The sequence below is a fragment of the Actinobacillus porcitonsillarum genome (assembly GCF_003101015.1).
Taxonomy (GTDB): domain Bacteria; phylum Pseudomonadota; class Gammaproteobacteria; order Enterobacterales; family Pasteurellaceae; genus Haemophilus_A; species Haemophilus_A porcitonsillarum.
This window is the reverse complement of the sequence record NZ_CP029206.1, coordinates 1,957,774-1,972,554: the sequence shown is the minus strand read 5'-3', so window position 1 is coordinate 1,972,554 and position 14,781 is coordinate 1,957,774. Positions and strand designations below refer to the sequence as shown.

The window sequence follows — 14,781 nt, the reverse complement described above, 5'->3', positions numbered from 1 at the left end:
TGCAAGATTTTTACTGATTTTGTAGCGAATATGATGAGTGATATTTTTAGCAACATTGCTTTATTAGGCGCATTAGAACTTGGGTTAATTTATGCCCTTGTTGCTTTAGGTGTGTTAATTTCATATAAAATTTTGGATTTTCCGGATTTAACTGCAGACGGTTCTTTTCCATTAGGAGGGGCTGTTTGTGTTGTGTGTATTCTTAATCAAATCGATCCTTGGCTGGCAACCTTATTTGGAATGTTTGCTGGGGCATTTGCTGGTGTGATTACGGCAACACTTTATATCGGATTTAAAATTGAAAAATTATTATCAAGTATTTTGATGATGATTGCGCTTTACTCCATCAATTTGCGTATTATGGGAATGCCTAATTTAGCCTTATTAGGCGAAGCGACCATTTATGATGTCATGCCAATTGAAACAGATTTTCAACTGGCATTAGTTCGTTTAGCAATGGCAGCGTTAGTTGTTATCGTGGCTAAAATTTTATTTGATTTGTTCTTTTCTACCCAAATTGGTTTAGCAGTTCGGGCAACAGGGACTAACCCTCGAATGGCAAAAGCTCAAGGGATTGCAATCAATAAAATGACGATACTCGGAATGGCGATCTCAAATGGCTTAATTGCTTTAGCCGGTGCATTATATGTACAGAGCAATGGCGGTGTTGATATTTCTATCGGCGTAGGGACAATTGTTATCGGCTTAGCTGCCGTAATCATTGGGGAGGCTATTTTTTCTGCAAAACGCATTGTTTGGCTAACGACGGCGGTAATTATCGGTTCTATCTTATATCGTGCCTTTATCGCTTTAGCTTTAAACAATGAAACCTTAAATACCATTGGATTTGGACCTCAAGATCTGAATTTAATTACAGCACTTTTAGTCGTTTTTGTGTTAGTATTACCAAAAATGAAGCAACGTTGGTTAGCCTCTCGGGGGAAATGATGATCGAACTGAAAAATTTATTCATTACCTTTAATAAAGGCACGGCAATTGAAAATCCTGTATTAAGAGGGCTTTCTTTAAATGTTGCTGAAGGCGAATTTGTTTCTGTGATTGGTAGCAACGGAGCCGGTAAATCTACGCTATTAAATGCGATTAGTGGCGATTGTATGGTTGATCGAGGCGAAATCCTTATTCAGGGTAAAAATGTCAATCAGCATAGCGTTTGGCAACGTGCTAATTCAGTGGCTCGCGTTTTTCAAGATCCAATGGCTGGAACTTGCGAAGATTTAACCATTGAAGAAAATATGGCACTTGCATACCAACGTGGGCAAAAACGTGGATTAGGTTTTGCGATTAAACGCCAGCAACGTGAAATTTTCCGAGAAAAATTAGCCTTACTTGGTTTAGGTTTAGAAAACCGTTTAACGGATCAAATGGGGCGGTTATCCGGTGGACAACGCCAAGCGGTAAGTTTACTTATGGCATCGCTTCAGCCATCGAATATTCTTTTATTAGATGAACATACGGCGGCATTAGATCCGAAAACCACGGATTTTGTGATGCAATTAACGGATAAAATTGTTCGTGAACAAAAATTAACAACGCTAATGGTTACTCATTCTATGCGACAAGCGTTAGACTATGGCGATCGTACGGTTATGTTACATCAAGGGCAGGTCGCTTTTGATGTGTCGGGTGAGCAACGTAAAAAAATGGATGTGTCTGATCTCCTTGCGTTATTCCAAAAAAATCGTCATCAGCAATTAAGCGATGACGGATTATTGTTGGATAATTAACGCTCTTATCCATATCAGAGAAAGGCACAAGCAATGCTTGTGCCTTTGTTTTTAGTGAAGAAATATGAAATATAGTGAAAAAATTATACACGCTTTCAGTGATGATGGCTGGTTAAGTAGCAACATCAAAGGTTTTAAACCAAGAAAGGCACAACTAGAAATGGCGCAAGCGGTCGGAAATGCCGTGAAATTTGCAACGCCCGTTGTGGTGGAAGCCGGCACTGGAACGGGAAAAACCTTTGCTTATTTAGTGCCTGCCTTATTATCCGGGAAAAAAACGATTGTTTCTACAGGATCTAAAAACCTGCAAGATCAGCTGTTTAATCGTGATTTACCGACCATTCAAAAAGCATTGAAATATAAGGGAAAAGTTGCCTTATTAAAAGGAAGAGCAAACTATCTCTGCTTAGAACGATTAGATCAACTCATTGCGATGGGCGTGGTTGGCGATAAATCGGTTTTAAGCGATCTGTCTAAAGTGAGAAAATGGCATCAATCAACAAAAACGGGCGATTTAAGCGAATGTACAACGATTGCAGAAGATAGTCCAATTTTACCGCAGTTAGTCAGCACGACAGAAAGTTGTTTGGGAAGTGATTGTCCGAATTATAAAGATTGCCACGTGGTTCAAGCTCGTAAAAAAGCGATGGATGCTGATTTAGTTGTGGTTAATCATCACTTATTTTGTGCAGATATGGCGGTAAAGGAAACCGGGTTTGGCGAGCTGATTCCTGAAGCAGAGCTAGTAGTTTTTGATGAGGCACATCAACTTCCCGATATTGCCAGCCAGTACTTTGGGCAATCTTTAACCTCTCGACAATTATTTGACCTTTGTAAAGATACTAACATTGTTTATCGCTCAGAACTTAAAGATCTCGCTCAATTAGGAAAGGCGGCAGATCATCTACAAAAAGTGATCCAAGATTTCCGCTTATTGATGGGGGGAGAGGGGCAAATTCGAGGCAACTTAAGGGACTTATTTGCAGATCAAAAAATCGTAAATGGGTTAAATAAAATTGCAGAAAATATAGATTTTTTAAGTGAAATTGCCAAAAAATCATTAGGACGTTCAGAAACATTGGATAAAATTTTTGAACGCTTAGCTGAAATAAAATTGTTATTAAAAAAATTTGGCGATACTACCATTACAGGCTACTGCTATTGGTTTGAGGCTAACGGTCGCTCTTTCGGATTGCATATTACGCCTTTAACGGTCGCGGATAAATTCGGCGAACAGATGAAAGGGCAGAAAACGGCCTGGGTATTTACGTCTGCAACCTTAGAAGTGGGAGGGAACTTTAACCATTTTTGCCAACGATTAGGCATTGAAAATGCAGAACAAATGGTGTTGCAAAGCCCATTTGATTATGCCTCGCAATCGTTATTATGCGTTCCGCGCTATTTGCCTGAGAGTAATAAGTCTCATACCTTAACATCGCTCGGACAAATGTTAATGCCTCTGATTGAAGCTAATCAAGGGCGTTGTTTTTTACTTTGTACCTCTTATTATATGATGCGAGGGCTGGCTGATTTTCTCCGTGAACATTCATCACTTAACGTGTTATTACAAGGCGAAACCAGTAAAAGCAAATTATTGGAAAAATTTATCCAAGAGCCTCATTCGGTACTCGTTGCAACCCAAAGCTTTTGGGAAGGGATTGATGTTCGAGGCGATGATTTATCGCTTGTGATTATTGATAAATTACCTTTTACTTCACCGGACGAGCCTTTGTTTAAAGCAAGAATGGAAGATTGTCGTTTACAAGGTGGCGATCCTTTTAACGACATACAAATTCCAGAGGCGGTTATAACCTTAAAACAAGGTGTAGGGCGTTTAATTCGGGATATATCCGATCGTGGTGCCGTCATTATTTGCGATAACCGATTGGTGACACGACAATATGGTGCTACTTTTTTGAAAAGTCTTCCCCCTTCGGCTCGAACAAGGGATTTAGATAGAGTCATTCAATTTTTAAAGAAAAATTAAGACAAATCAAATTTTTACCTTCTGAAAGCGGTATAATTTGCGATGTTTTTTGCAAATAGCAAGCACCTTGTTATTTGCAAAAAATAAGTTGAATGATACCGCTTATTTTTTATTAGGGGGCTTATATGCTTATTAAAGCAATCCGCAACCTGCTTTCGCTCGCTTTGCTTTTTGCTATGTTATATCTCGGAAAAGGATTGGCAATTTTAATACCTATCGGTATTTCCGATAGTATTTGGGGAATGTTACTGCTCTTTTCCTGTCTCGTTCTCGGTATTGTCAAAGTGGAATGGGTAACACCTAGTGCAAGACCTCTCACACGATATATGACCGTCTTTTTTATCCCTATCTGTGCCGAAATTATTGAACATCTTGATGTTTTACAAGCGCATTTAGCGTCATTTGTACTTTCTAATGTACTAAGTACATCGCTTTCTGTCGTGCTAATCGGGCTATTTGGACAATGGATTTTCCATCGCTATAAATAATGGAGGGGAATATGATTTATCTTTTTTCGGTTTTAACGATTTTGGCATTTTTACTCGGACAAAAAATCAGCAAAAAATTAAACTCAGCGATTTTGAATCCCTTTCTGATTGCCTTGTTATTGGTTATTTTGATTTTAGTTATCGGGAAAATTCCTTACTCTGATTATTATCGTGGCAATTTCCCGTTGAATAATTTATTAGGCGTTTCAGTGGTTGCATTAGCTCTGCCTTTTTATGAGCAATTACCGCAAATTAGAAAAAAATGGAAACCTATCACAGCGGTCGTTTTATTTGGCACCTTAATTGCCATGAGTACAGGGGTATTCTTTGCCGTTTTGTTCGGTGCAAGTCAAGAGATCCTAGCTACGATTATTCCTAAATCGGTTTCAACACCCATTGCCATTTCTATTGCAGGACAAATTGGCGGAAGCTCTGCTGTTACAGCCGTAGGCGTAATGATTGCAGGATTATTAGGCTCAGTGTTTGGCTTTTCTGTTTTACATTGGCTTGGGGTAAGAAATGTACGAGCGATTGGCTTAACGATGGGGGCTGTTTCTCACGCACTCGGAACCGGGCGATGTATGGAATATAGTGTAAAAACAGGCAGTTATAGCTCTATCGCTTTAGTCGCTTGTGGAGTGTTATCTTCGATATTTGCACCTATGGTCTTTAAATTGGCGGTTTGGTTATTTTATTAAAAAGAAAAGCCTGGCACTCCAAATGAAGTCTCAGGCTTTTTATCTAATACAAATTAACCATCAATTTCTTCGCCAGTTTCATCCCATTTAAAGTTAAGTGCAATGGAATTTAAACAGAAGCGTAATCCTGTTGGAGGAGGACCATCATTAAAGACATGCCCCATATGTGAATCACAATTACCGCAACGAATTTCTGTACGATGGCGTCCTAGACTATAATCATCAAGATAACGTAACGCATTGTCTGAAACAGCTTCATAAAAACTTGGCCAACCGCAACCCGCATCAAATTTAGTATCTGAACGAAAGAGTGCATTATGGCATCTCGCACAACGGTATGTACCTACACGATCTTCATTCAAAAATTTGCCCGTAAAAGGCTGTTCTGTACCGCTGTTTAACAAGATTTCTACTTGTTCTTCGGTAAGTTCATCAATATCTTTTATCATGTCATCCCCTTGCCGTCTATTTATACGATATAAGCGGTTGTATTTTACAATTTTTTTACGTGAAGCGAAGGAGAATTTTATAAGTTTTGACATAGATCATGGAACATTTATCTGTTATATTGAGAACTGTTCTTTTTTATTGTCAAAACGGTAACAGTATGTGTTATAATTAGCACATCTTGATACTCCTTTTGAGTGATAGAACAATTTTGTTTAACTTTTATATAGGTGAAAAAATCTATGGCAATTAAAATTGGTATTAACGGCTTTGGCCGTATCGGTCGTATCGTATTCCGTGCAGCACAATTACGTGATGATATCGAAGTTGTAGGTATCAACGACTTAATCGATGTTGATTACATGGCTTACATGTTAAAATACGATTCAACACACGGTCGTTTCAATGGTACAGTTGAAGTTAAAGATGGTCAATTAGTAGTAAACGGTAAAGCTATCCGTGTAACTGCTGAACGTGATCCTGCAAACTTAAAATGGGATGAAATCGGTGTTGATGTTGCCGTTGAAGCAACTGGCTTATTCTTAGATGATGCAACAGCACGTAAACACATCACAGCTGGTGCGAAAAAAGTTGTTTTAACTGGTCCATCTAAAGATAACACACCTATGTTCGTAAACGGTGTAAACTTTGATGCATATGCAGGTCAAGATATCGTTTCTAACGCTTCTTGTACAACAAATTGCTTAGCACCATTAGCAAAAGTTATTCACGAGAAATTCGGTATTAAAGAAGGTTTAATGACAACTGTTCACGCAACTACTGCAACACAAAAAACAGTAGATGGTCCTTCAGCGAAAGACTGGCGTGGTGGTCGTGGTGCTTCACAAAACATCATTCCTTCATCAACAGGTGCAGCGAAAGCAGTAGGTAAAGTATTACCAGCATTAAACGGTAAATTAACTGGTATGGCGTTCCGCGTTCCTACAGCAAACGTATCTGTAGTTGACTTAACAGTAAACTTAGAAAAACCAGCAACTTACGCTGAAATCTGTGCAGAAATCAAACGTGCTTCAGAAAATGAAATGAAAGGCGTTTTAGGTTACACAGAAGATGCAGTAGTTTCTACTGACTTCAACGGTGCAACAGAAACTTCTGTATTTGATGCAGCAGCAGGTATCGCATTAACAGATACTTTCGTTAAATTAGTATCTTGGTACGATAACGAAACTGGTTACTCAAACAAAGTATTAGACTTAGTTGCATTAGTACACAACTACAAAGGCTAATCTAGTTTTTGAATAAATATTAAAAATTAACGCTCTACTTCGGTAGAGCGTTTTTTTATCCTTTTATGAAGGAAACGTTGAGATGTTTTAGATAAAAAATAAGGTAAGCAAATAGCCTACCTTATTATGATTCTATTTAAATTTAAATATCTTCATCAACCAACTCAATATCTTTGTCCACTAATGGTGGATTATCGCAGAGCCAGTTGGCTAAACGTGCATAATCAGCAATGCTTAAATTTTCTGCACGAGCATTTAAATCAATACCAAGAGTTTCTAATTGTTCCACTGAAAATAATGTAGATAATGCATTACGTAATGTTTTTCTACGCTGATTAAATGCTTGAGTTGTTACTCTGTTTAACCAATAAACGTCTTTAACCGGGTGTGGTATTTGTTTATGTGGCACAAGTCTAACAACGGCTGAATCCACTTTAGGTGCTGGTTTGAATGCAGTTGGAGGCACTTCCAATACAGGCATAACTTGACAATAATATTGTGCCATAATAGTTAAGCGACCATAGGCTTTGCTGTTTGGTGCGGCACATAAACGTTTAACCACCTCTTTTTGCAACATAAAGTGCATATCTTGAATAAGATCATGGAATTTAAAGAGATGAAACATTAATGGTGTTGAAATATTATAAGGTAAGTTACCGAATACACGTACGCCTTCATCTTCTTTCAAATCTAAACTTTCAAAATACTCACGGAAATTGAAACGAAGCGCATCTTGTTCAATGATCGTAAGCTTATGATTTAAAAATGGGTGGTGTCTTAAACGCTCTGCTAAATCTCTGTCTAATTCCACAACAGTTAGCTTATCAACAAGTTCTGCAACAGGTTCCGTTAATGCACCTAAACCCGGTCCAATTTCTAATAAATATTGTCCATTCTTAGGATTGATGGCAGAAACAATACCGTGGATAATATTCATATCGTGTAAGAAGTTCTGACCAAATCGTTTACGAGCAGTATGACCAAGGTGTTTTTTAGAGTTAATATGACTCATTTTTGTCCTTATTAAATAATGAAAGAACCCCGCTTAGGCGAGGTTCTTGAAATGAGAAAATTTATTTTACATTTACATATTGGATATTAGCTGTTTTTCTTAATGCTTTTACCCAATCTTTAGAAGCTGCCTCAGCTTGTTGATTAGCAAGTTGCTCGTACGCTCTTTGAGCATAAGCATCTTCCGTTCTATCGCCTTGACGAGAATCGGTTACTTTCAGAATGTGCCAACCAAATTGTGATTTAAACGGTGCGGTAATTTGACCTTGTTTTGCTTTTGCTGCGGCATTAGCAAATGCAGGATCATAGATATCTAAGAAATTAAATCCTAAGTCACCACCATCAGCAGCAGAAACATAATCCACAGAATTTGCTTTTGCAGCTTCTTCAAAGGTTGTTTTACCCGCTTTAATATCCGCAATGATGCTATTTAATTTAGCTTTAGCTTGAGTATCGTTGAGTACAGGCGTTGTTTTAATCAGAATATGGCTGATACGAGGTTCTGTGCCGGATACAGATTTTAATTTACCTGCTGCTTTATCTTTTGCCATAAGTGCTTGCGCTTGAGCTCGAACATCTTCAGGGTTTACCTGAATTGATTTGCCAATACTTTGATGGCGTACTGCTTCCATCATCATTTGTTGCGCAATTTGTTGGCGATATTGATTTAAAGTAATACCTTGATAGTCTAACGCATCAAGTAATTGACCATAGGTTAAACCATTACGTGCTGCAATTTCTTCAATCGCTTGATCTACTCGGCGATAATCCACTTTTACGCCCGATTGTTTAATTGCTTTTTGAACAAGAAAATCATCAATGACGTTTTCAAGGGCTGCTTTACGATTTGCTTCCGTATTTGCTTTTTTCCCTAATGCTCGGGTCACTTGGCTTTCCATAATCATATTGCCATCAACGGTTGCAACAACACGTTCTTCGGCAGCCAAAAGAGACTGAGATAAGCCTAATGTCGCAACAAATGCCACCAATAAAGATTTGGCTGAGGTAAATTTCATTTTTCTTTTCCTACTTGTGTAAACACTAAAATTGTCATTTTAGAGTTTGATTATACTAAAAGGTTCACTTAGATATAATACCATTATGCTAAAGATTGAATCTTTTTAATCACATTTGTGGTAGAACAGCCATTTTCAAAATTCAATACCTGAACTTCGCCTCCGTTGTTAATGACTTCTTTTGCACCTGCAATGTCTTCAGGTTTATAGTCCCCGCCTTTAACAAGAAGATTTGGTAAAATTTCGCCAATTAAGCGTTGAGGTGTATCTTCGTTAAATGCTACAACCCAATCAACAGAAGAGAGTCCTGCTAGCACAGCCATGCGCGCATCAAGTTCGTTAATTGGACGAGCTTCGCCTTTTAAGCGTTTAACAGAGTCATCTGTATTAACCGCCACAATTAAACGATCGCCTAATTTACGTGCATTCTCTAAATAAGAAACATGTCCAGGATGAAGAATATCAAAACAGCCGTTTGTCATCACGATTTTCTCGCCGCGTTTTTTAGCTTCTTCAACTATCGCTTTTAATTCTGCTTCAGACACAATGCCAAAACCGGTTGTTGCACGTTGGTGGATCGCATTTTCTAATTCAACAGGGCTTACCGTAGATGTTCCTAATTTACCAACAACTACACCAGCCGCTGCATTGGCTAAGTAACATGCTTCTTCAAAAGGTCGACCATCAGCAATAGCTGTCGCTAAAACACTAATGACTGTATCGCCGGCACCTGTTACATCATAAACTTCTTTTGCTTGTGTAGGTAAGTGGTAAGGCGCTTGATTTGGACGAATTAATGTCATCCCTTTTTCAGAACGAGTTACCAATAATGCTGTCAAGTCAAAGTCTGCAATCATTTTCAAACCTTTAGCGACAATGTCATCATCGTCTTTACAATGACCAACAACGGCTTCGAACTCAGACATATTAGGTGTTAAAAGCGTTGCACCACGATAACGCTCAAAATCAGTGCCTTTCGGGTCGATCAACACAGGCACATTAGCTTTACGAGCAATTTGAATCATCTCTTGGACAGATTCTAAAGTGCCCTTACCGTAATCTGAAAGAATTAAGGCTCCGTAGTCCAGAATGTTTTGCGCTAATTTATTTAATAAATCACGGCTTTCAACATTATGGAATCCTTCCTCAAAATCTAAACGCAATAATTGTTGATGACGAGAAAGAATACGCAATTTCGTAATGGTTGGATGTGTGGTTAATGCAACACAATGATTTTGAATATTGTGCGAGTTCAGCAGTTTATCTAATGCATTTCCTGCATCATCTTGACCAATTAAACCATGTAAAGCTACTGGCACATTCAAACTTGCAATGTTCATTGCAACGTTCGCAGCACCACCGGCACGCTCTTCAATATCCTGAACCTTTACCACCGGAACAGGTGCTTCCGGCGAAATACGATTCGTTGCACCAAACCAGTAGCGATCTAGCATTACATCACCAAGCACTAATACTTTAGCTTGATTAAATTTAGGGGAGTATTGCATCATGTATTTACATCTCTCTTATTTTAAAATGAGAAAGGGACAAATTTATCTTTTATTTTTCTTAATAAATTTCATTAAGCGTTTACGTTTACGTAATTGGCTTGGTGTCAATTTATTCCGCTTACCAGCAAAAGGGTTGTTACCTTCTTGGAATTGAATACGAATTGGCGAGCCAATAATTTTTAAACTCTTACGATAATAATTAGATAAATAGCGTTTGTAAGAGTCCGCTAATTTATCAACTTGATTACCGTGAATCACAATAATCGGTGGGTTATAACCACCCGGGTGAGCATATTTTAATTTCACTCTACGCCCATTGACGAGAGGCGGTTGGTGTTCATCCGCTGCCATACGTAAAATACGGGTAAGCATAGAGGTTGATGTTTTTTGTGTCGCACAAGCATAGGCTTCTTTTACCGACTCAAATAAATTACCAACACCTGAGCCATGCAAAGCTGAAATAAAATGCACACGAGCAAAATCAATAAAATCTAAACGACGATCTAACTCTGATTTCACTTGATCTTTAATATCTTGTGATAAACCATCCCATTTATTAACCACAATAACCAGTGAACGTCCAGCATTGAGAATAAAGCCTAACAATGAAAGGTCTTGATCTGAAATCCCTTCACGAGCATCAATGGTTAATAGCACTACATTGGCATCTTGAATCGCTTGTAAGGTTTTGATTACCGAGAATTTTTCTACGGCAAGATTTACTTTACCACGTTTACGCACACCGGCAGTATCAATGATTGTATAGTGCTGCCCATCTCGTTCCATTGGAATATAGATAGAATCACGGGTTGTGCCAGGCATATCGTAAACAACAACACGCTCTTCGCCTAAAATACGGTTGGTTAGCGTTGATTTTCCAACGTTAGGACGCCCCACAATGGCAATTTTGATATTTTTATCTTCAACAGCAGCATTTTCTTCTTCTAATGCCTCGTCTAATAATGCTGCATCTTCTTCATTTTCGAAATCAAAATCACGATCCCACTCATCCTGAGCTGTTTCATTTTCTTCGTGATCTGCAAATTCTTCTTCATTTTCAACCGCTTGTGAACCACCGAGTTCTTCGGCTAGAGGTGCTAAAACTTGCTCGATAAGTTGTGTGACACCACGACCTTGTGCCGCCGCAATTTGCTCAACTTCGCCTAAACCTAATTGGTAAAACTCGGCGCAATGCGAATCTGCATCAATACCGTCGGTTTTATTTGCTACCACGACTGTGGTTTTTTCACGTTGGCGAAGGTATTGAGCGATCCCCACATCAGCAGGTACTAACCCTGCACGTGCATCCACTAAAAAGAGTACAACGTCCGCTTCTTCAATCGCTAATAACGATTGTTCAGCCATTTTTTCTTCGACACCTTCTTCAGAGCCATCAATACCGCCGGTATCAATAACAATGAAATCATAGCCGCCAATGTTCGCATGGCCATATTTTCGGTCTCGGGTTAAGCCGGGGAAATCTGCCACGAGAGCATCTCGCGTGCGAGTTAAGCGATTAAAGAGTGTTGATTTACCAACATTAGGTCTGCCGACAAGGGCAACAACTGGAGTCATAGGTATATTATTCCTTTCTTATCAATAGGGTTCTTGCGTATTGCAAAATTGATATATTATATACTAAATCAAGATAAGATCGGAAATATGATCGGAAAAGCGGTCGATTTTCTGTAAAAATTTACCAGAAATCGACCGCTTGAGATATTTATTGTTCTGCTTTAAGTGCTTGAGAAAAACTTTGTAAGCCTTTAGAGTTGCCTTCTTTTGCCATAGATTGAAGCGCTTGAGTCGGAATATGTAATAAACTGTTAGTGAGTTTATAACTTAATTCATTTAATATTTTTTCACTATCTTGCCCACTATGGATAGCTTGCATTGCTTTTGTGAGTAATTCTTGGCGGATCGCTTCTGCATCTTGGCGGTAGCGTTTGATTAAATCACTGGATTGCTGTTGTTTTAACCATTCAAAGAAAGCCTTACATTCTTCATCCACAATCATTTCCGCTTGTTCCGCTGCTTGTTGGCGTTGGGCAAGATTGCGTTGGATAATGTTTTGCAGATCATCAACGCTATAAGAATAAACGCCATCAATATCGCCGGCATTTTCATCAATATCTCGAGGTACGGCAATATCAACTAATAGCATTGGATCAAATTGTCGTTGTTTTTGAGCTTCTCTTACCATCTCTTTACTAATCAATGTATCAGGACTACCCGTAGAGCTAATCACAACATCTGCTTGATTTAGCCCGACTTGTAATGCACTGAGAGAAAGAATTTGCATTGGAACATTAAGCTTTTCGGCTAACATTTCCGCTCGGATATGCGTTCGGTTCGCAATCATGATATTTTTTGCGCCATGCTGAATTAGATAACGTGCCACCAATTCAATGGTTTCGCCTGCGCCGACTAAGAGAAAACGAAGTTTACCGAAGTCATCAAAAATTTGGCGGGCAAGACCACAAGCTGCATAAGCAACCGAGACCGCACTCGAGCCTATTTCCGTTTCAGAACGAACGCGTTTAGCGGTAGAAAAGGTACGTTGAAATAATCGAGAAAGCTTGCTGGAAATACCGATATGTTGTTTTTGATAAAAATGCTCGCTATCGTGATAAGCTTGTTTTACCTGCCCTAAAATTTGCGGTTCACCCAAAATAAGTGAGTCTAACCCACAAGCTACTTTCATAAGATGGCGAGCGGCTTCCATATTTTGTTTAAAATAAATACATTCACGTAATTCATCGTGATCAAGCTGATGAATATTTGCAAACCAATTAAAACATTTTTCTCGCCATTCAAGGTTATCTGCCTCTTCTTCTCGAGGTGTGATATTAGGTTGATGAAAGTAAAGTTCTGTTCGGTTACAGGTAGAGAGAATGACCACGCTTTCCGCTAAATCTTGTTGCTGAATTTGGCTAAGAGCAAGCTGACGTTTTTGATCGTCAAATGCAACTTTTCCTCTTAATCCAACAGATGCGGTTTTATGGTTAATGCCTAAAGCTAGAATGGTCATTCAAGTCTCACAAATTAAACAGATACAGTAATCAAAAATAAAATCTACCGCATTCTAGCGAATCGATTATAAGGCTGCAAATAATTGTAGAGATTGATTTGATTTATCACAATGAGATTACCTCCTTAGAGGTAATTATTCTTGGTAAAGAGCCATAAAAAGATTGTGTTCAAAATTAACCAACGGCGCTCGTTTGGTTTTACTCTCTAAATCGCCCGTAGAATAGCCGTTAATGAATTGAACGAAGGCAATTCTTTCGCCTTTCGCATTTCTCATAAAACCGGCAAGATTATAAACGCCTTTTAAAGATCCCGTTTTGGCAATGATATTTTTGACTAACGGTTCGTTGATCATAGAGCCTCTGCCAGAAATGGTGCCATCAACACCGGCAATCGGGAAGGCTTCTAACAACTGTAAGCTGTCTTCATTTTTGGCAATATATTCAAGAGCTTGAAGCATGGTTTCTGCGCTAACCTGATTATGTCGAGAAAGCCCCGAACCATCTGCAATAATGCTGTTATTGAAGGTCATATTCGCTTTTGTGTTTAATAAATGACGAACAACATGGCTTGCCAATTGGAATGAAGCAGGGCGGTTTTGCTGATGATAAGCGACCGTTCTAAAAAGGGCATCGGCAATTTGGTTATCCGATTTTTTCATCATTTTTTTGAGTAAATCGGGGAGGGGTTTTGAAAAATGTTCTGCGAGCAGAGTGCCTTTTTGCGGATTAGGGGCTTCTTTTACCTGCCCATCAAAGGTTATTGCCAATTTTTTGAGATTGGCTAAACTGATGCTTGCACCATAACTTGTCGGATCTTGAACCGAAAAACTTAAACCAAATGGCGTGGGCTGACGCGCCATACAACCTTTTACTTGATAGCGGTTATTATCATGTGCTACCACATCAAGTTGGCAATAAGGGGAATCTTCTTTGCTGACAATATATGCTGAGCTAAAAACCTGAACAGGATAAGCGGAAGGCACATCTACTTTGGCATAATCGCCAACAGGTTGATCTGCATTTAAATTGACATAAAAGCAATTATGATCGATATTGATTGCTGCAGGCGGAGCATTAAAGCACATGGTTAAATCGTTCCAAATCCAACCTGAGGCTTTATCATGGCTAGCAAAAACCGAAGTATCTAAAATCAAATTCCCCTCAATTTTTTGAATACCTTGTTTCTTTAATTCGCTAAAAAGTTGGTAAAACTGACCGCTTGTTAAATCGGGATCGCCTGTAAATTTCACAATTAAATCGCCTTTTAAGACATTATTTTCAACTTTTCCATTGGTCAGTAAAGCAGTTTGGAAACGAAAATCCTGCGGTAGAGCAAGTTTTGCGGCTAAAGCGGTAAAGACTTTTTGCGTACTGGCAGGCAACATAAAAATATCACTTTGATGTTGGGTAATAATCTGATTCGTGTCGAGGTTTTTAGCGATAAAGGTTGCTGAAGTACCAGATGGTAGATAGCTAAGCAACTGAGTTGTATTGATTTCAGCAACGCTATAAGTGCTATAACATAAACCGAGAAGAATGCCGTTTTTTAGAAAACGTGAGAATTTAAAGAACATAGTTATGTATTTAATCTATTGATAT

At 38.7% G+C, this 14,781-nt stretch carries 13 protein-coding genes; 6 read left to right on the top strand and 7 right to left on the bottom strand.

What is annotated here, in order from left to right; translation table 11 throughout:
- Positions 1 to 33: 33 nt before the first annotated feature.
- The 5 genes from DDU33_RS09530 to DDU33_RS09510 all read left to right on the top strand — a co-directional run bounded on the left by DDU33_RS09530 (position 34) and on the right by DDU33_RS09510 (position 4,918).
- Positions 34 to 948: an ABC transporter permease gene (locus DDU33_RS09530; RefSeq protein ID WP_108924873.1), complete on the top strand. Its 915-nt coding sequence runs from the start codon at positions 34 to 36 to the stop codon at positions 946 to 948.
- On the top strand, positions 948 to 1,745 hold the full coding sequence (locus DDU33_RS09525; RefSeq protein WP_005821102.1) for an ABC transporter ATP-binding protein: 798 nt from the start codon (positions 948 to 950) through the stop codon (positions 1,743 to 1,745). The genes DDU33_RS09530 and DDU33_RS09525 overlap by 1 nt, the downstream gene beginning before the upstream one ends.
- 64 nt (positions 1,746 to 1,809) lie before the next feature.
- Positions 1,810 to 3,732: a DNA repair helicase YoaA gene (locus DDU33_RS09520; protein ID WP_108924872.1), complete on the top strand. Its 1,923-nt coding sequence runs from the start codon at positions 1,810 to 1,812 to the stop codon at positions 3,730 to 3,732.
- A gap of 125 nt (positions 3,733 to 3,857) precedes the next feature.
- The gene (locus DDU33_RS09515) at positions 3,858 to 4,220 is read left to right on the top strand and encodes a CidA/LrgA family protein (RefSeq protein WP_005821099.1); all 363 of its coding nucleotides are present in this window, start codon (positions 3,858 to 3,860) and stop codon (positions 4,218 to 4,220) included.
- An 11-nt stretch (positions 4,221 to 4,231) separates the two neighbouring features.
- Positions 4,232 to 4,918, top strand: coding sequence for an LrgB family protein (locus DDU33_RS09510; RefSeq protein ID WP_108924871.1), 687 nt, complete (start codon positions 4,232 to 4,234; stop codon positions 4,916 to 4,918).
- Between the two features lie 53 nt (positions 4,919 to 4,971).
- Here DDU33_RS09510 and msrB read toward each other — a convergent pair whose 3' ends face one another.
- Positions 4,972 to 5,367, bottom strand: coding sequence for a peptide-methionine (R)-S-oxide reductase MsrB (gene msrB / locus DDU33_RS09505; protein WP_005821095.1), 396 nt, complete (start codon positions 5,365 to 5,367; stop codon positions 4,972 to 4,974).
- Between the two features lie 240 nt (positions 5,368 to 5,607).
- Here msrB and gap point away from each other — a divergent pair, with 240 nt between their 5' ends.
- Entirely contained in the window at positions 5,608 to 6,612 is a 1,005-nt protein-coding gene (gene gap / locus DDU33_RS09500) for a type I glyceraldehyde-3-phosphate dehydrogenase (RefSeq protein ID WP_005821093.1), read from the top strand.
- 142 nt (positions 6,613 to 6,754) lie between these two features.
- Here gap and rsmA read toward each other — a convergent pair whose 3' ends face one another.
- The 6 genes from rsmA to dacB all read right to left on the bottom strand — a co-directional run bounded on the left by rsmA (position 6,755) and on the right by dacB (position 14,756).
- Positions 6,755 to 7,624 carry a 16S rRNA (adenine(1518)-N(6)/adenine(1519)-N(6))-dimethyltransferase RsmA gene (gene rsmA / locus DDU33_RS09495; RefSeq protein WP_108924870.1) on the bottom strand — a complete coding sequence of 290 codons (870 nt, stop codon included), beginning with the start codon at positions 7,622 to 7,624 and terminating at the stop codon, positions 6,755 to 6,757.
- Between the two features lie 61 nt (positions 7,625 to 7,685).
- Complete coding sequence (locus tag DDU33_RS09490) at positions 7,686 to 8,639, bottom strand: peptidylprolyl isomerase (RefSeq protein ID WP_108924869.1); 954 nt, start codon at positions 8,637 to 8,639, stop codon at positions 7,686 to 7,688.
- 83 nt (positions 8,640 to 8,722) lie between these two features.
- The gene (hldE, locus tag DDU33_RS09485) at positions 8,723 to 10,150 is read right to left on the bottom strand and encodes a bifunctional D-glycero-beta-D-manno-heptose-7-phosphate kinase/D-glycero-beta-D-manno-heptose 1-phosphate adenylyltransferase HldE (RefSeq protein ID WP_108924868.1); all 1,428 of its coding nucleotides are present in this window, start codon (positions 10,148 to 10,150) and stop codon (positions 8,723 to 8,725) included.
- 42 nt (positions 10,151 to 10,192) lie between these two features.
- On the bottom strand, positions 10,193 to 11,725 hold the full coding sequence (gene der / locus DDU33_RS09480; RefSeq protein WP_108924867.1) for a ribosome biogenesis GTPase Der: 1,533 nt from the start codon (positions 11,723 to 11,725) through the stop codon (positions 10,193 to 10,195).
- Positions 11,726 to 11,873: 148 nt separating this feature from the next.
- Positions 11,874 to 13,181 (bottom strand): glutamyl-tRNA reductase, encoded by a 1,308-nt coding sequence (hemA, locus tag DDU33_RS09475; RefSeq protein WP_108924866.1) that lies wholly within the window; start codon positions 13,179 to 13,181, stop codon positions 11,874 to 11,876.
- 135 nt (positions 13,182 to 13,316) lie between these two features.
- Entirely contained in the window at positions 13,317 to 14,756 is a 1,440-nt protein-coding gene (gene dacB / locus DDU33_RS09470; protein ID WP_108924865.1) for a serine-type D-Ala-D-Ala carboxypeptidase, read from the bottom strand.
- Between the last annotated feature and the right edge of the window lie 25 nt (positions 14,757 to 14,781).